Origin of the sequence: Mucilaginibacter pallidiroseus (genome assembly GCF_007846085.1) — a bacterium.
GTDB lineage: Bacteria > Bacteroidota > Bacteroidia > Sphingobacteriales > Sphingobacteriaceae > Mucilaginibacter > Mucilaginibacter pallidiroseus.
Genome location: NZ_VOEJ01000002.1, coordinates 294,485 through 311,922, shown reverse-complemented (window position 1 = coordinate 311,922; position 17,438 = coordinate 294,485). Strand labels below are relative to the sequence as shown.

The 17,438-nt window shown below is 39.2% G+C and carries 18 protein-coding genes and 1 tRNA gene; 14 read left to right on the top strand and 5 right to left on the bottom strand.

The genetic code is table 11. The features are described 5' to 3' along the window. Nucleotides 1-264 precede the first annotated feature (264 nt). Complete coding sequence (locus tag FPZ43_RS05880) at nucleotides 265-1,473, top strand: hypothetical protein (protein ID WP_146380926.1); 1,209 nt, start codon at nucleotides 265-267, stop codon at nucleotides 1,471-1,473. Between the two features lie 263 nt (nucleotides 1,474-1,736). Here the strand turns inward: FPZ43_RS05880 and FPZ43_RS05875 are convergent, their stop codons facing one another. Further along, nucleotides 1,737-1,976: a helix-turn-helix domain-containing protein gene (locus FPZ43_RS05875; RefSeq protein ID WP_146381131.1), complete on the bottom strand. Its 240-nt coding sequence runs from the start codon at nucleotides 1,974-1,976 to the stop codon at nucleotides 1,737-1,739. A 451-nt stretch (nucleotides 1,977-2,427) separates the two neighbouring features. Here FPZ43_RS05875 and FPZ43_RS05870 point away from each other — a divergent pair, with 451 nt between their 5' ends. The 6 genes from FPZ43_RS05870 (at nucleotide 2,428) to FPZ43_RS05845 (ending at nucleotide 7,099) form a co-directional block, all read left to right on the top strand. Further along, nucleotides 2,428-2,622 (top strand): hypothetical protein, encoded by a 195-nt coding sequence (locus FPZ43_RS05870; protein WP_146380925.1) that lies wholly within the window; start codon nucleotides 2,428-2,430, stop codon nucleotides 2,620-2,622. 426 nt (nucleotides 2,623-3,048) lie between these two features. Next, the gene (locus FPZ43_RS05865; protein WP_146380924.1) at nucleotides 3,049-3,840 is read left to right on the top strand and encodes an N-formylglutamate amidohydrolase; all 792 of its coding nucleotides are present in this window, start codon (nucleotides 3,049-3,051) and stop codon (nucleotides 3,838-3,840) included. Nucleotides 3,841-4,329: 489 nt separating this feature from the next. After that, complete coding sequence (locus tag FPZ43_RS05860) at nucleotides 4,330-4,953, top strand: hypothetical protein (RefSeq protein WP_146380923.1); 624 nt, start codon at nucleotides 4,330-4,332, stop codon at nucleotides 4,951-4,953. A 21-nt stretch (nucleotides 4,954-4,974) separates the two neighbouring features. Beyond that, on the top strand, nucleotides 4,975-6,264 hold the full coding sequence (locus FPZ43_RS05855) for a hypothetical protein (RefSeq protein ID WP_146380922.1): 1,290 nt from the start codon (nucleotides 4,975-4,977) through the stop codon (nucleotides 6,262-6,264). A gap of 2 nt (nucleotides 6,265-6,266) precedes the next feature. Next, a complete protein-coding gene (locus FPZ43_RS05850) occupies nucleotides 6,267-6,596 on the top strand; it encodes a hypothetical protein (RefSeq protein ID WP_146380921.1) in 330 nt (109 codons plus the stop codon). After that, on the top strand, nucleotides 6,596-7,099 hold the full coding sequence (locus FPZ43_RS05845) for a hypothetical protein (protein WP_146380920.1): 504 nt from the start codon (nucleotides 6,596-6,598) through the stop codon (nucleotides 7,097-7,099). Before FPZ43_RS05850 ends, FPZ43_RS05845 begins: the two co-directional genes overlap by 1 nt. A 285-nt stretch (nucleotides 7,100-7,384) precedes the next feature. Here FPZ43_RS05845 and FPZ43_RS05840 read toward each other — a convergent pair whose 3' ends face one another. Next, nucleotides 7,385-8,644 (bottom strand): site-specific integrase, encoded by a 1,260-nt coding sequence (locus FPZ43_RS05840; RefSeq protein WP_146380919.1) that lies wholly within the window; start codon nucleotides 8,642-8,644, stop codon nucleotides 7,385-7,387. Between the two features lie 127 nt (nucleotides 8,645-8,771). On the opposite strand from FPZ43_RS05840, the gene FPZ43_RS05835 reads away from it, so the two are divergent. Together FPZ43_RS05835 and FPZ43_RS05830 are read left to right on the top strand one after the other, a co-directional pair. Next, nucleotides 8,772-8,849 (top strand) — tRNA-Val (locus FPZ43_RS05835). 137 nt (nucleotides 8,850-8,986) lie between these two features. Continuing rightward, entirely contained in the window at nucleotides 8,987-9,217 is a 231-nt protein-coding gene (locus FPZ43_RS05830; RefSeq protein WP_146380918.1) for a hypothetical protein, read from the top strand. A 118-nt stretch (nucleotides 9,218-9,335) separates the two neighbouring features. On the opposite strand, the gene FPZ43_RS05825 is transcribed toward FPZ43_RS05830, so the two are convergent. From FPZ43_RS05825 to dcd, 3 genes are all read right to left on the bottom strand, one after another. Next, nucleotides 9,336-9,617 carry an ATP-dependent Clp protease adaptor ClpS gene (locus FPZ43_RS05825; RefSeq protein WP_146380917.1) on the bottom strand — a complete coding sequence of 94 codons (282 nt, stop codon included), beginning with the start codon at nucleotides 9,615-9,617 and terminating at the stop codon, nucleotides 9,336-9,338. Between the two features lie 61 nt (nucleotides 9,618-9,678). Continuing rightward, a complete protein-coding gene (locus FPZ43_RS05820; RefSeq protein WP_146380916.1) occupies nucleotides 9,679-12,126 on the bottom strand; it encodes a TonB-dependent receptor plug domain-containing protein in 2,448 nt (815 codons plus the stop codon). A 71-nt stretch (nucleotides 12,127-12,197) separates the two neighbouring features. Further along, nucleotides 12,198-12,734 carry a dCTP deaminase gene (dcd, locus tag FPZ43_RS05815; RefSeq protein WP_146380915.1) on the bottom strand — a complete coding sequence of 179 codons (537 nt, stop codon included), beginning with the start codon at nucleotides 12,732-12,734 and terminating at the stop codon, nucleotides 12,198-12,200. A 382-nt stretch (nucleotides 12,735-13,116) separates the two neighbouring features. Here dcd and FPZ43_RS05810 point away from each other — a divergent pair, with 382 nt between their 5' ends. The 5 genes from FPZ43_RS05810 (at nucleotide 13,117) to FPZ43_RS05790 (ending at nucleotide 17,426) form a co-directional block, all read left to right on the top strand. Next, nucleotides 13,117-13,755: a 4'-phosphopantetheinyl transferase family protein gene (locus FPZ43_RS05810; protein WP_146380914.1), complete on the top strand. Its 639-nt coding sequence runs from the start codon at nucleotides 13,117-13,119 to the stop codon at nucleotides 13,753-13,755. Nucleotides 13,756-13,761: 6 nt separating this feature from the next. Further along, nucleotides 13,762-14,499, top strand: coding sequence for a lipoyl(octanoyl) transferase LipB (gene lipB, locus FPZ43_RS05805; RefSeq protein WP_146380913.1), 738 nt, complete (start codon nucleotides 13,762-13,764; stop codon nucleotides 14,497-14,499). A 56-nt stretch (nucleotides 14,500-14,555) separates the two neighbouring features. Then, nucleotides 14,556-15,203, top strand: a complete 648-nt coding sequence (locus tag FPZ43_RS05800) for an SGNH/GDSL hydrolase family protein (RefSeq protein WP_261380995.1) — start codon at nucleotides 14,556-14,558, stop codon at nucleotides 15,201-15,203. Beyond that, nucleotides 15,200-15,880: an SGNH/GDSL hydrolase family protein gene (locus tag FPZ43_RS05795; protein ID WP_146380911.1), complete on the top strand. Its 681-nt coding sequence runs from the start codon at nucleotides 15,200-15,202 to the stop codon at nucleotides 15,878-15,880. Before FPZ43_RS05800 ends, FPZ43_RS05795 begins: the two co-directional genes overlap by 4 nt. Nucleotides 15,881-15,965: 85 nt before the next feature. Continuing rightward, on the top strand, nucleotides 15,966-17,426 hold the full coding sequence (locus tag FPZ43_RS05790) for an MBOAT family O-acyltransferase (RefSeq protein ID WP_146380910.1): 1,461 nt from the start codon (nucleotides 15,966-15,968) through the stop codon (nucleotides 17,424-17,426). Nucleotides 17,427-17,438: the final 12 nt, after the last annotated feature.

The following is a 17,438-nucleotide window of genomic DNA, read 5'->3' as shown; positions in this document are numbered from 1 at the left end:
TTCAAAAGGGTTTAATCAGAGGTTTTAAGGTATTCATCCACCGCCCCTCCCCGCTATCATTGTCGTCTTTATTTATTTGAAAAAAAACTTGACTTTGGGGATTTTCGGATTATTTTTGCTTAAAAGGGTTTACACAAAATAATACAATTAGCTGAATTTAAATTACTTATAAAGTTTTTAATACGGTGTTTATATTAACGTGGGAGCTTGCTTGATTTAATAATCAAGTAACGGATTAGTAGGAAAAGATAATATTAAACAGACATGAATACAGAACAAAAAGCGGGCGGGAAAATCGTCTTAAATACCCCACTAGGGTTAAATTTAGATTTATTATTTGCTGACCTTTCGATAAAATTTAAACCGAAGGCAGAATTTATCATTCACCAAATAAACTACTACCACAAGGATGGAGGATACCAAGTACATTCAAAAAATCATTGCTGGTTTTTTGGAATTAAGGGTAGTGAACTGGCGCTTATTATCAACAGGTTGATTGATAGCGGCATTATAACCAAGGCAAGAAACTATTATCCCGGTAATACAAGCAATGTTTATCGGATGGTTCAATCGTTTGACATTGCTACCTCACAAAAATCCTTTTATCACCCTGACGAATTACTGTTCATCAAAAAGTGGGCAGCAGATGGATTTATTGTAAAGAGCGCCGCTACTTCAAAGTTTGTAAAACCAAATAGCACGAAGAGTACAATTGCTTCTCAACAAAAAGAGATTGAGGAGTTAAAAGCTCTTTTGTTTGAGGTGTTAGGGAAATTGAACGTTACTGTACCGACAAGTCTGCCAATTGGAAATCGCGAGGTGCTTGCTGTATCAGATTTTTCATCATCAATAGATTTAACCCTGAGCGATGGACAACTGGGCATTCAATCACCAACAATTGATTTACCTATGAAAGCCGATTTAATAACAATCGCCGAGGGGTTGACAACGCCCCAATCGGTACTTGACAACGCCACATTAACTGATTTTTCGGCAAAGAATATAGAAGACTTAAACGAATTACTATCTGTTTTTAATGGCGATGAAAGACTCCACACCGAGGAAAAAGCAAGGTTATCACCCATGGCAGAAATAATTTCAACAACTAACCAATACGATAAAATAAACGACGAACTGATTGAACAAGCTTTAGGCTCTGACGCCAAGCTTGAAAGTATCGGAACAACTGAAATTGAAGTTGATTTAACCGACACGGTAGAAATGTTTCCTTACGAAGATACGATGTGCATTAGCTATCGTGATAAAGCAGGTTGCATTGTAAATTACCAAGAAATTGAGACTTGGTGTTCGCTAATGTCCGATGTTGCAAAGCAAGATTTTTATTATCAACTTTTGACCGCAGAGGGTAAAATAAGTAACATTCAAGTAAATAAGCATACAAAATTTCAATTTTTAAGGAAAGAGATACCAGAGGGATTTGAATTTACTTATCAAAAGATGATAGCCGCATAAGCTAACCTATTTTACCTAATACTATACGCCCCCCGGTGTTGATTGAAGCAACAATTTATATCCGGGGGTACAGTAATTACAAGGCGATGTTAAATAGTAATTCCAGACTAAAAGTTTCGTAGACTATAGTTAAATACCTTATCAAGTTTCGTAAAGCTCGCTATGTTATACTTTGCCTGACGCTTGATTTTTCCGATAATTAATTACCGAAATTGACTCAACAGATTAATAGTCGAGCCATGGGCCATATTTAGATGGTAATACTAAATTGGTTTGTTAGGTAAAAAATCCTTTGGGGAACAATTAAATATTGCTGCTAACTTGTTTAATTGCTCAATGCTGTATTTACTCCTGTTTTTTGGATTTTCAATTTGTCCTATGAAAGCATCCGAAACATTTAACTTAATAGAGAGAACTGCTTGACTCATTTTGTTTTCAAGACGCAGCTTCTTAACTGTGTCTATTACAAACAAATCTATTTCACTTTTAGGGCCGCCGCGCATAAGCACTAAGGACGACATCCCTTAGTATTGCTTTACTAAGCATTGCTTGGTAAAGCCAAATACTATCATTAATATTGTGTTAGCCGACCATATCATCAACATTATGCTTAATAATAAAAATTCGTATCAGAATATTAAATATGACCTTAAAGAAACGGGTTACGGGTTGTTTTTTATTGGCGGACTATTGCTATTGATAATATTGATGTTAACGACCTTGTATGTTTCTATAAGAGCTTACAAAATTGACTTAGCATTACGTTTACTAATGGGATTGGGCGTAATATTACTCGGGGCACTAATGATGTTTAATAAAAGAGCGTTACATCTCGTTTTAGGGATATGGTTGATTTTATTAGTACTGTCTGTGGTGTTGCCCATTATCTTCATCATAGGATACTTATTCTACAGTTTATTTATGCAGCCGTATTACAACAATTAATATATATATATGAATGCCAAGGAACATCTTGTAATTGAGGACGACGACATTAACTCCTTTACTGAAAAGTTAGATGAAGCATCAGAGGACGGATACAAAGTCGTTGCGTCAAACTCGTTTCATTTTAAACATGACAACAGGGGGCAGGCGATTTATGAAACTTTGTATTATGCACTTTTAGCAAAATCGCTAAAAGACGTTTAACTATCATTCTTTCATAAGTATTTTCCTGCTATTATATTTAGCATAATGGCAGGATGTTTACCTATCCCAAAGGCAACTTTTGAAAAATGAAAAACTTCCTGATAGCATATCCAAAACGGTCACACTTAAACGAAAGCTAATTGTCAATTGGCATTATTAATTAATAAATTTAAAAAGATGAACTGACTTTTGTTTAAGGCCCAAGAATACGGCCCACTAATTTTATATGTTCCAAAACCCCACTTTACCTTACCCATAACGGCCTTAAACATGTCCCTATTAAATCCTTAATACCTGTCAGTATTAAATTTAATAATGAATTTGATACTTAATTAGGCAAAATTAGCCCCACTCAAAAGATTCTTAGTACATAATCCGACAATTAATTAAGTAATCAAATTTGAAAAATTTTCAAAGGCAGCTGTTATGACAAAAAATACCATTCTTCATATACCTTATGCTTCAACTAACATCCCTGATTACACAGGCTACTTAGTGACAAATCAGGTTTTAGAAAATGAGATGTTAGGGTTAACAGATTGGTTTATTGACGACCTTTTTTATTTACCTGATTCAATAACTGTTAAGGCTAATTTTAGCAGGCTGTTCTGCGATGTGAAAAGGTTTGGAAACGAAAAAAATGAAGTGTTGGGGGAATTAGATATAGGGAGTACACAAACTGCTAAAGTTGGCGAAATCCACCTTAGAAAAGTAACTCATGAGGTTAATACTAAAATATTAAACGATTACTATTACCCTCATCATTTAAAATTGTCTAATGCAGTAGCCGATAAACTATCTATCAATGGCGAAGCCTTAATAATAGATTGCCGCTCGTTTACCAATGAGCCATTTAAACGCTATGTAAACCACGATACGCCCCGCTTTGACTTCCATATTGGTTTAGATGATTATCATACACCGCGAAGCTTATATAAGCTTACGATTGTAGGCTTAAAAATGCTCGGCTATACCGTAAAGATAATCACGCCATATTCTTATCCGATAGTCCCAAGAGTTTATTATCAGCAAGATAAACGAGTGATGTCTATTGCGATTGAGATTAACCGGGATTTATATTTGATGCCCGGCACGAATGAAAGGAGCAATGGCTATTTAGAAGCAAAAACCAACATTTTTAAACTCCTATCTTTTATCTGTTCTAACCAATATGATGTTAATAAAGCACTACCGATAGTAAAAGGCGTTAACAATTAAGCAGTACACCGAAAATGTACGTATCCGTTTGAGCAAGATTGCAAACCAATATTACGTAAAGGAACATTAATCTTTCTCTCGTCCAATCAAAGAAGAGTATCTATTACGTAGCCGGTATTACGGCCAATGCGACTAATTCATCAGTTAAAATCTCAGCAACCTTTCCATCTTCTATCAACTTAGTTAAATCAATTTTTTTAGGACTCCCTTTAAAAGCAATTGTTGCTGAAACCTTACCATTAACACCGAATCATATCTTCACTATCGGCAGTAAAGCGTGTGCCTGATTGTTTTAAAGTCGATGTGCGATTATATTTTATACGCATTTTGTACTGTTTTTAATCTCACATTAAAGTATAACCAAAAGTCTACATTTACAAGTTACTTGTAGTTACATATTAAAAAACACGTGTTACTTTAACCATGTTTTAATTTAAGACAGATACATATAGGACAATCAGATTTTATCATTAAATTTGAAATAACAAGATGATGATTATTAAAAAACCTAAGCACTTTTCTATTGTAATCTCGTTGTTAGCGCTTGTCGGTTGTGATAATAGGCACAAGGTAATAATTGATAATGTAAGAGATTATTTGGATGAAAACCTCCCAGTGATGAACAACTATAAGCCGATTTCTTACAGGATTGTAGATACAATTTTGAAAATGGATGTTATAGACGAATTAAGTCCGTCTAATGATTCGACGTTCAAACTCTTTGGAAAAAATACCGAAAGCCAATTATCGGATTCATCTAAGAAGGAATTTAATTATGCTTTAAAGGCTGTAAATTTAAGTTCTTATGGGAAAAAGATTGTTGTGCTTTGTGGGCAAAAAAGAAGCGAAAAAATAACATCGAATGAAATTAAGAGCATCGCTTTGAAGACAGCTTATTATTATAAGCTTTTAAAAACAAAGTACTACAATCTGCCAACTTACACGACATTTGCCGATTCCATTGCAGTATCTACAAAGGAAGATTTGGCCATGGTATATAAGTTGATACATAAGTATAGAATTAACATGCATGGTGACAATAAGTTGCAAATTGATACTTTATACCTTGACATTAATTATAAGGTATTCAGAATGTGTAATCAAAAACAATAATATTCGAGCTATCAATTTAAAATGGCGGTTTACCACAAACTCAATAAGAGCGACTCAATTCAAATAAGACAAGCTAAGAAAAGTTTATTTAACAGAACGAAACGTAAGGATAAATTACATAACGGAAATTTAAAATTCAGCGTAGGTAAAAGCAGTATAGAACGATATAAACGCTCAAAAATAAAGTTCAATAATGATATCGAAGTGTTTTGTGCTGTTAATAACCTCCACTTTTGGGAATTGAAATCATCTGTAATAAAGTTTGATAACGATTTTTCAATTAGCAGCAACACGGATAGGGTATTAAAAGATTTGCTGATTCTGTTGAGACATGCGAAAACTTTAAATCAGAATCCAAGGCTGACATTCAATGGACATGTGTCATTTGGAGCATTATATCTAATTGATACCCTATGTTGGGAAATTGGCAAGCGACGTCAGTGGGTTGTTAGTCACCCTAATCTGCCAGATGAGGAAATCGAAATACTAAAAAGCCTAAAATCGAATGTTTCTTCTTCGGTGGAAAATGAGCACGAATTTTTAATAAACGAAAGAGTAAGAATCAACAGAACTACTGGGAGTGCCGGTAATCAACCATATTATGCGAGGGCTAAAGAAATTACTGATATGGTTCAAAAGGCGATTGGAATCAGTTTGAATGATAACAATTACCAGTTACCGTTTGATATCGCTCAAGCCATAAATTCTACTGTGGGAGAGCAATTTGACAACATTAATTTACATGCGACGGAAACTGATTTGGGTACCTTATGTGGATTTTACAGCAAGGCAAAAAAAGAAATATCAATATTGATATTTAATTTTGGTCCAACAATATATCAGACATTGTCATTAGCGGAATTGCCGCAAAATGTAATACAATACATAAAAACAGTTAAATTGAATTTTGGGTTTAGTAATAAAGACGACATAAGAAAACAAAGACAAAACCATACGATAGAATCAATTTATACGTTATTAGCACTCCAAGAGGGGATAAGTTCCAAGCTAAAAGAGGATGAAAGCAGAGGACATGGATTGATAGATTTTATAGAAAAGGTCAAATTATTAAATCCACGTTCGCAAATTTCTGTTATAAGCGGAAACACTGGCATTTATTTAAACAATAATTCAGCGATGTCTGAGAGCTTCTTAATTGATAGAGAAAGAAAACAAATTACCTTAAATCAAGAAGGGAATTTACTTTCCAGTCCAAATTTAGAAAATTTGAAGCATTTGAAATATCAGTTTCCCGGCGTACTTATTGAAACAATTATTCCTTTAAATGATGTATCTTTGCAGACTCTTTAAAGATGGAAAAAATATTAGATTTAAATAAGCTAGTGTCACCTCCAGACACTGATGCTATTTTCGGTAGGTATAATGGAAATGATTATGCTGAAAAATTTCATTTGCTTGAAGAGTTAAAGCAAAACAATTCTTTTATAATTAAGATTGATTCAACACGAGTCAAATCTATTAACGATTCTTTTATCAAAGGAATGTTTAGCGACATTTTCAAGATTTACAAAAAGAAAGATATCATTCAAAATCGTTTCGCAATTGATGCGCCAGAGCCATTCAAAAATTTGTTTTACAAAAATTGGGGAATTTTGGAGGCGATATACAATATTAATTTGTAGTGGAATCTAGTAGTTTCCAGTATGAGAAGGTAGTTTCGGGTATTTCGACTTCTGATATCGTAGCTTGGCTCGCTATTATTATTTCTGCTATTTCTATAGTTTTTACTTATTACTCTCTTTTCCTTTCGAAACAAATTGAAGTTAAGATTTTAATGTTCAATAAGGTATGTTTTGAACCAATTGAAACTTATCTTGATTACATTGATGGAAAACTTAACGAAAGCAATTTTGGGTCAAATCAACAAAATGATGTTGTTAATTCTTTAACAGATTTAACTACTTACTTGGTGAGTTTGGTCAGAATTTACCCCAAAATCGACTCCCAAAAATTTGAGACACTTACTGATGGTTTTTCTGATTGCATTTACGAACAAAACACTGTAGCGGACAAAAAAATAGAATTTTTCAAACTCAAACAAGTAGTGCTTTCTGAACTTTTGAAATATGCGATTATAGAAGAGCTTTCAATCTTTAAAAAACTTTGGTTTTATCTTTTTAAGTGATATGCTGAAACATCAACATGGTGTTGTTTTATTTATTATTTGCCACCATTTTATACGTTAATCTAATTTTGATTAAACTAATTAAATTTTAATACTGCTGAAAAGGTTTTTATTCTAAAACGATGTAAGTCTTTCCTGCACTATATAGCTTACTATAATGTCACCGATTGCGTCACTTAAACAAAAATGCTTGAAAATCCGGCAATTTCTTTTAACGTTATTTCAAGCATTTATACTGTTTACGCATTCAATTTGCAATTTTTAGCTCTTTAATACGTAAAGTTTTTACCGCCCCACTTTTAAGAAAGAGTCATTTGCTTTTGTTACAAATTCTTGTATCGCACTGTTTAAATTATCAATGACATGCTGTTCAAAATCATCCAAGTAAATTGCAGTTGTCCGGTTCCCGTACTGGTGCCCCATCGCCTCAGCAATTAATTCGTTTGAGTATCCCATCCGTTTAGCTAAGGTAGCCCAAGTATGCCGGGCGACATAAGTGGTAACTTTACCAATTTTAAGGTTGCCGGATATTTTTTTCAAATACTTGTTAGTGGTCTTTATCCATTGTAAAATAATATTTTTAGCCTGTAAGCTGTCTTCTTTAATAGCCTTTGGAAGTATGGGCAATAAATATCCGCTGGTTACATCTTCAAAGTTTTTCAAAATTGCTACAGCTGAGGTGGTTAGCTTAATGTCGTAAGTTCTGCCAGTTTTGCGCCGCTTATAAACCAAACGACCTGCTTTAATATTTGATGGCTTTAGATACGCAAGGTCTGTAAAGGATATGCCTATTAGCGAAAAACTTAAAATGAAATAATCTTTTGCATTGCACTCCTGTTTACTGGTTTCAGGACTGTAGTTTACAAATTTTATTACCGCTTCCTTACTTATTGAACGTTTGGCCGTGCGTTCAGGCTTAAATGCAATATCAGTAAAGTAATAAGCGTCCCTGCTCACCAGCTTTTCTTTTATAGCTTTATTGAAGATGGCCCGAAGTGTGCGGAAATAGTTGCTTACGGTATTTGGTTTTACACCATCGCTAACCAGCTTGTTCTTAAAGTTTTCAAGTAGGCGATAATTTACTTGCTCAAACGTCAATTCGGTAAAGTTAGCGAACGATATGAGGCGGTTTACTGCTGTTTGGTAAACTATGGCATTCCCTACTTTATTATTCTGGTATAGGTCGTTTATTAGCCGGTTAGCATATTCATTAAAAGTAAGCAGCTTGGTAGCTTCAACTTCAATTACCGGCTGTACTCTAATTTTCTCTTTTAACGCCTTTAAAGTAAACTGCTGGTTGTTTAATAATTCTTCTGTGGACTTCTGTACTTTGTGATAAGCGTTGTTTATAGCAGTATGCAGACTTTTATAATTAGGATGTGATTTGAGCAACGTACAATTGTGTTCGTCCCAATGTTCCTTTTTTACCGAGATACCTACTGGAAATGCTGCGGTTCTACGATTGTGAGTTACCCGGATAACTATCGGGTACGTTCCATTTGATTTCGCTCTGCGGTCATCTAAAACTAAATGCGGGAAAACCATAAAAAAGTGTCTTTATGGCTTGGTTGCTTGCAAATGCTTGCAAATTTTACCACAACACATTGAATGATGGCCAGTAGCTGTCTGGACTGGCCCCATAACTACCAATTAACCAGTCCCTTTTTTACAAGGGAGTTTAGCTCAGCTGGTTCAGAGCATCTGCCTTACAAGCAGAGGGTCACTGGTTCGAACCCAGTAACTCCCACCATTGAAAAGCCTCTTAGAGAAATCTGAGAGGCTTTTTTGTTATAGATAATTACCTCATCAACCAAATCCGCCATGCACCAAATGTTGTTTTCACAAACCAAATGGCTATAATGGCGTTGTTCAAATAAAGCTAACATTATGAAAAATCCATTCAAACACAAAGACAATAGTGGAATCTTGATATCCGGGCTGCTGATTGGGGCAATGTTCGCGGGTGCAATCACTTACTTATTTATCAAAAAAAGAAGTGAAATTGAAGAAGCTGCTGACGAGTTAAAATCGCATGCGCAAGATTACCTTAAAAAGAAAGAGGCTAAACTAAAAAAGCATAAAAGCGATATTGAGGATATTATTGAAGAGCATAAATAATGCTATTCATGCAAAAGAGCCGGTAATGATTATTACCGGCTCTTTTTATATAATCAAGTTGTCGATTAAACTAAATTACGTAAAAACGTAAATTGGAATAGAGGAAAATATTAATCAGTTACTCCACGCTAACAGTTAAGCCTTCCTGTTTTAATATCTTGCGGTAAACCTCCATTTCGGTAAAGGATCCCTCAAGTATGGCGCATTTGCCTTCGTTATGTACCTTCCAGGCAATTTTTTCGGCTTGTGGTTCGGTATAGTCAAGGTATTTAATCATGCAATTAATTACATGTTCAAAAGTATTATGGTCATCGTTCCATAAAATCAGGCGGTGCATTTCTTTAAGCCCCGCCAGTACTTCCTCAAGGGTAAACGTTTCTTCCTGTACTTCAGTTGGCATATCAAAGGCAAATTTAATTAAAAACCTTGATTAATACAGTTTAAAAACGCCCTGTGCATTGTTACTCAACCCTGTAACGGTAAACTTTCCTGGCTATGTTACCATCGCTGTCAATACCTTCGGCAATTACGCGATAGGTGCCCTTTGAACCTGCGTTAAAATATTCAAGTATGGCTTTACCATTTGTGCCGGGCTGTACATCGGGGTTCCAGTAAATAGTGGTGCGCAGATCGGCAATTTCTTTGTTTACGCCGCTCTTATTGTAGGCAGGCGAGTAAAAAGTACGCGCTTTATATAACCCCTTAGGGTAATATGGCTTAATCCCGCGACCTTTAACAGGGCCAGTATACTCTTCGGGCTCGTCGCCGCGTTTGGTGGTGATGAGCAATACTCCGCTGCCTGCCCTGCCGCCGTAAACGCCTATGGTGCCCACGTTTCGTAAAACTTCAATAGATTGTACATCATTATTGTTGATGCTGTTTATAAAGCTTGCATCAACATATACACCATCAATAATAACCTGCATGGGGCCGCCGCCACGGGTAGAGAAGGGGATGCCGTTCCTGAACACCACACCCAGTATGCGCCCCTGTAAGCAATCGCCTATGCGAATGCAGCCCATCAGTCTTAGATCTTTACCGTAAATTACCTGGTCCGCGTTGCCTGGTCCGTTTAAATTGGCCGAGTGTTTTAGCGCCTGTTTTTTCTCACGGATCACCACTTCGCGTAATGATATCACATGGTTACCTAACCCATATTTTAGTTGTGCCGAGTAAAGTGCCTTACTGCTTTCCGCATAAACGGATAATTTGTCGCTGCTTGTAATTTCAAAGTCGGGTTTTACATGGCTGCTATTGGTAGGCGCGGGGGCAATAGAGTCGAGGTGGATCACTACATCGCGTTTGTTTTTTGCGTTGCGCGCCTGCACAATAAAACGCACGCTATCGGCAAATTCAAGGTTGTCAAAATTAAAGCGCCCCTGCGCATCTGTAACGGTATCCAATACATTTGCAGCATCGTCGAAATCAATTAGCTGTACTTTGCCGTTTGGTACAGGCTTGCCACTGTCTGTAGTGATTGTGCCCGACACTTTTAATGATTGCTCGGGAGTAAATGTATCTGTAGCTGCGCTGCTATTTAATACCTGCTTCCAATCGAATCTTCGATAGCCTTGTGTTATCATCAACAAATCCAGATCTGCCGCTGTCTTTTCGTTCGGGTTATTAAAATAATATGCAGGTTGCTCAACGTAGCCTTTAATATCTGATGTAAGCAGCAAACTTGCAAAAATGCTGTTCTCGTTGCTTTCATCTACCGGCACTTTTGTTTCGTTTATAACAGATACCGAGAAACTCCCAGCGGCAGGTTTTTGTCCCGTTCTAAAGGCAGATAAATTAAGTCTTACTCTCTCGCGAGGTGAGTATGTTGGCTTATCTGTAGACAACGCAAGATTCAGCCTGTCTGCGTTTTTGATGAATACCAGTCGTTCATTTAAAGGTTCGCCCGTTGCCGAGAACAGCGTAAACTGCGCTATACCGGTAGGAAACTTATTTTTTTCGATAGTGACAGTACCCGGTTTTATGACGCCTGCATAATATATTTTACCTGCCGTTTGCGCCACCAGGGTAAGCGAAGCGTTTTGATTTAGCAAATTATTGCTGCCGGATACTTTAACCTGTATAGCGTTGCCTTGATCCATGATGTTGAGTACGTAACCGGATGAAGCGACTTTAGGCAATGCAGCAGTTGTTTGCATGTCGTCCGCCGTGCTTACGTTAGCCGTGTAGGTAACGCTGGCTTGCGGGGTAATGGTAAAATAGCCCATACCCAGGTGCGTACTGCTAAAGGTTGCCACCTGCCTGCCTTGCGAGCTTATTATGGTTCCGCTTACATCGGCACCGAGGCCGGAGCTACTTACAGCCTTAAACGCAACTTTTGTGGGTACACCAGCAACCAGGCTGCCGCCTTCAGGGAAAAACTGGATATCAATTTTATTGGCAGCTGTAGCTACCTGCGTACCTACAGCGCCTGCAACAGGTTGTTTGGCGTATATCTTGCCAACAGCATTGATGATGAGAATTGCTTTTTCAAAAAAGTATTCGCCGCCAGCATTGCGCATGTAATTGGTATAGGCGCGCAGGCGGTAATTGCCGGCACTAAGGGTATCGGGCAAAGCTATATCCCCCCAGGCTACACCGTTTTTAAGCTGGAGTTTTAAGGATCGTTTGATGGAATCGCGGGCATCAATAAGGTCGACGTTGACTATGCCGCTTATGGTAGTTGCCTGGTTATAGCTGCCGCTTGTTACGTAAACCTTTAGCCATATATCATCGCCTGCAGCATAATAAGGCTTATCAAAATGTACATAAGCCTTTTCAATAGGATGCTTGTCGGTCCATTTATCAAGCTGCTGCCGTATTTTGGCAATAGGGTCGTCGGCAATAACAAAGCTATATATGGCCAGGCTGCTAATTGCAGCTACCATGCACCAGGCAAATCGTTTAAACATATTGGTTTATATAAAGGAGGCTGTTTAACAATAACGGTAAACGCCTGTGTCTCTTATACTAACCTGAAATATTAAAACTTGTTTTTCCACATCATGCTCTCAACAGGGCGCGTGGTTTTGTTATTGTACTTGGCGTTGTTCTTGGTATTATAAAGGGTTTCAATTTCGCCCTCAACCGCAAAATAAATAAGCTGACCAATAGGCATGCCTGCATATATTTTAACCGGCTGCGCGCATGATATCTCCAATGTCCAGGTGTTGCAAAAGCCAACATCGCCCTTGCCGGCGGTGGCATGTATGTCAATACCCAAACGCCCGGTGCTCGATTTACCTTCCAAAAAAGGCACATGGGCATGTGTCTCGGTATACTCAACCGTTACACCAAGGTAAAGCGTATTGGGTTGTAATATGTAGCCTTCTTTAGGGATTTCAAAGCTTACGATTTCGTTATGTAGCTTGGCATCTAAAACGCGGTCCTTATAAGTAGCCAGATATTTGCCCAGGTGTACATCGTACGAGTTGGTACCAAGCCTATCGCGGTTAAAGGGTTCAATAATAATGGTGCCCTTTTCTATTTCTTCAAGAATGCGTTTATCAGATAATATCATTGCCGTTTTAAAGCGCTAAAATTATCATAAATAAGCATAGCAGGCAAAAAAGTGTTGCGCACAAAGGTTAATAAGTACGCCTGTATTCTGGCTTCGGCAAGTCGGGTTATCTTATTTCCTGGCTTTTGTTAACCCTGCCTGTAGTGGCCAGGCGCATTTTCATGCAGCTTTCTGTTAAGGCCACAGCTATTAAAATCGCCGCGGCTATGTAAATTCGTTTCATTTTAAAATTGTGATTTGGTTACTAGTTTGACGTAATTTTTTTACGCATTGTTACAGGTGCCCGCACATTTTATGGAGCCCTTAAGTAGCCTGAGAGCCTGCCACTAATTATTATATTTGGTTGATATAAATTTGTTAACGTTTTCGCAACTTTACCGTCATGGCTATAGCTTTCAGGCAACAGGTTGATGACGATACCGAATTTGCTCTTTGGCGCATTGAAGAAAGCGCCGATGACCTTTATAAACAACTACAACTGGACGAGGCCGAGAAGGCCTTTGCCCGGCAGCTAAGCGAAGGCAAGCGCTATTTGCACTGGCTTGGAACGCGCGTGCTGCTCCGTAAAATGCTTGGTACCGAGGAATATATTGATTGCAAGGTTGACGCTCATGGCAAACCTTACCTTGTAAGCCTGCCTTACCATATATCGCTAAGTCACTCGTTTGATTATGCTGCCGTGATGATAAGCAAAAGCCGCCCCGTTGGTATTGATATAGAACAGGTGAAGCAAAAGGTGGAAAGGATTGCCAATAAATTTATGCGGCCCGAAGAACTGGCATTTATAAATCCCCGCCATAAAATAAATCAGCTTTATGTTTGCTGGTGCGCCAAAGAAGCCATTTATAAATGCTATGGCCAAAAAGAAGTATCATTTGCGGATAATATTCATTTAAAGCCGTTTGATTTTGAAGGCCATGGGTTTTTAGATGCGCGTCTGCATAAAGGTAATACGGACATCAATTACGAAGTGAGCTATTTGCAGTACGAAGATTACATGATTGGTTACGTGAAGGGATAATTTGAGATGAAGAACAAACAGGTTTTTTTTGAGGACTGGGGTTTAACCGATTACCAGGAAGCATGGAACCGTCAGGAAGCTATTTTTGGCGAAACGGTAAAACTGAAATCGGAAATACGCAACAGGCAGGTAGCCACACTGGCGGGCGCAACAGATTCCGATCCGGAAGAGATTATTACGCCAAACTATTTTATTTTTTGTGAGCATCCACACGTTTACACACTTGGCAAAAGCGGAAAGCCCGAGCACTTGTTGCTTGACGAGCAGGGGCTTAAGGACAAACAGGCTGTTTATTACCCTATAAACCGTGGTGGGGATATCACTTATCACGGGCCCGGGCAAATTGTGGGTTACCCCATACTTGATCTGGATAATTTTTTTACCGATATACACCTTTACCTGCGTACCCTTGAGGAAGCCGTGATACTTACCCTTGCAGACTACGGCCTTACCGCAGGCCGCTACCCGGGCTACACCGGTGTATGGTTTGATGCTGATAACGAACGCGCCCGTAAAATATGTGCAATGGGCGTACGCTGCAGCCGATGGGTTACCATGCATGGGCTGGCCATGAATGTGAATACGGATCTTAGCTATTTTAAAAATATCGTTCCCTGCGGGATAGATGATAAGGCGGTTACCTCACTACAGCAGGAGCTTGGTCGCCCGGTTGATATAAACGAAACGAAACAAATCCTTAAAAAGCATATTTCCGTACTTTTTGGTATGGAGATGATTGGATGAGGATAGTCCATTTAATTTTATTGGCAGCACTGAGCTTATTGGGCTGCGCCAAAGCAATGACAGAACCAGGCAAGGATACAACTGTAAATACACCAACAACAGCGGGTAACGGTTCGGGGTATCTTGCGCTTGGCGACTCCTATACCATAGGCGAATCTGTATTGCCTGCAAACAGTTTTCCATACCAGTTGGGCGCACAGTTAAAAGCGTTTGAAAATCCGGTAATAATAGCCCGAACAGGGTGGACAACCGATGAATTGCTGGCGGCCATTAATGCGAGTGGTTCAAAGGGCAAAAAGTTTGGTATCGTAACCTTGCTTATTGGTGTTAATAACCAGTACCGTGGTTACAGTAAAGAAACCTACCGGGCCGAATTTATAAAGTTGCTAAATATTGCCATTGACTATGCCGCCGGTAACGTGCAGCATGTATTTGTACTATCCATACCCGACTGGGGTGTAACACCGTTTGCGCAAGGGCGCGACAGGTGGCAGATTAGTGCTGAGATTGATCAGTTCAATTATATAAATAAACAGGAGGCCGACAGGGCAGGTGTGGCTTATGTAAACATCACTCCTATATCCAAGAAAGCAGCAAATGACGCATCATTAACGGCTGACGACGAGCTGCATCCATCCGGGAAAATGTACAGGCTTTGGGTAGATGCGCTTTTGCCAATTGTTAAACAACACCTAAATAAATGAAACGTGGTTGGCTGATTTTGTTGGTTTGCTTACTCACTGTCAATATTGGCAGGGGGCAGGTTATGCCCACAGATTCGCTTACTTACCTGGCTCTCGGCGACTCTTATACCGTTGGCCGTAACGTTGCTACGGCGCAAACTTTCCCGTATCAACTTGTAAAGCGCTTAAATGCCAAAGGCTTTAAAACAGCAAGCCCGGCGCTAATTGCTCAAAATGGCTGGCGTACAGACGAAATACTGAAAAACTTAAACGATAACAAGGTAAGCAAGCAATACAATTTTGTTACCCTCCTTATCGGCGTGAATAACCAATACCAGCAAAAAAATATTGATGACTATCGCACGCAATTTGCCCAACTGCTGGATTCTGCTATTGTATACGCGGGCGGCGTGGCCAAACATGTCATTGTGATTTCCATACCCGACTGGGGTGTTACGCCATTTGCAAACGGCCGCAACCTGCAAAAAATTGCTACCGAGATTGATGCCTATAACCAAATAAATAAGGATGCAGCTAAAGCCGCCGGTGCCACGTACGTAAATATTACCGGCCTCTCCCGTGATATCGCCGAGGATCAAGAAACGCTTAGCATGGATAAACTTCATCCTTCGGGCAAAGCTTACCGCTGGTGGGTCGATAAGATCTTCCCGGCGGTAAAGTCGGCACTAAAGAAGTAGCGTAAGTGCCGATAAGCAAGGTATTTTAGGCGGTAAAAGCAATGATGTATATTAGCAGCAATTAACCCAACCTGCCGGCACTATTATGCTGTTCAATTCCCTTAATTTTGCGCTGTTTGTACCGGTTGTATTTGCCTTGTATTGGTTTGTTACCCAAAAAAACCTGACGCTGCAAAACCTGCTGTTGCTGGTGGCAAGCTATTTTTTCTACGCCTGTTGGGATTACCGTTTTCTATTTCTCCTGATATTTTCGACCCTGTTAGATTTTTTTACAGGTTCAAAAATCTTCGCAGCTAAAACTACGGCTGGCAAAAAGTTTTGGCTTTGGCTAAGTGTAGGTATCAACCTTGGGTTTCTAGGGGTATTCAAGTATTATAACTTCTTTGCCGGATCTTTTTCTGACTTGCTTTCGCACTTTGGGATGCGGGCCGGTTTTAACACAATCAACGTGATATTGCCGGTGGGAATTTCGTTTTACACATTTCACGGTTTGTCGTACGTGTTCGATATCTATCGCGGGCGCATTACGCCGGTAAAAAGCTTCATCGAGTATTCGGTTTTTGTGAGTTTTTTTCCGTTGTTGGTTGCCGGGCCTATTGAAAGGGCTACGCATTTACTGCCTCAGATACAGCAAAAGCGCAGGTTTAACTACAGCCAGGCCGTTAATGGCTTAAAGCAAATACTATGGGGGCTTTTCAAAAAAATTGCCATTGCTGATAATTGCGCCGAGTTTGCCAACATGATTTTTAACCACCACGAGCAGTACCCCGGCAGTGTACTGGTAATGGGCGCTTTGTTTTTTACTATCCAGATCTATTGTGATTTTTCGGGCTATTCAGATATTGCATTGGGTACGGCAAGGCTGTTTGGCATGGAGCTGTTGCGCAACTTTGCTTACCCGTACTTCTCCCGTGATATTGCCGAGTTTTGGCGCCGATGGCATATCTCGCTATCCTCATGGTTTAAAGATTATTTGTATATACCACTTGGCGGCAGCAAAGGCGGTTTGTGGCAGCGCATCCGCAATACGTTTATTATATTTTTGGTAAGCGGATTTTGGCATGGCGCCAACTGGACATTTTTAGCTTGGGGCTTTTTAAACGCCGTGTACTTTTTGCCCCTGCTGTTGACCAACCGCAACCGTAGTAATATGGAAATTGTTGCCAAAGGCAGGCTGCTACCATCGCTTTCGGAGTTTCTTAAAATGCTACTGACATTTAGCCTGACAGTTTTTGCCTGGATTTTTTTCCGTGCCGAAAGCATTGGGCAGGCATTTAGTTACATTGGCAAAATCTTCTCACGATCAATACTGACTGTTCCTTCCGGCGAGGCTTTCGAGGGCGCATCATTTCATGTGGTTGCCATAATCATCTTGTCAATCATGTTCATGTTGATGGAGTGGTTGGGTCGTGAGGAACAGTTTGCCATAGCCGGTACCGGCATGCGTTGGCCCAAACCGGCGCGATGGGCATTTTATATAAGCATAGCCGTACTTACGTTTTACTTTACCGGTGTGCAGCAACAATTTGTTTACTTTCAATTTTAGGTCAGCAGAAGG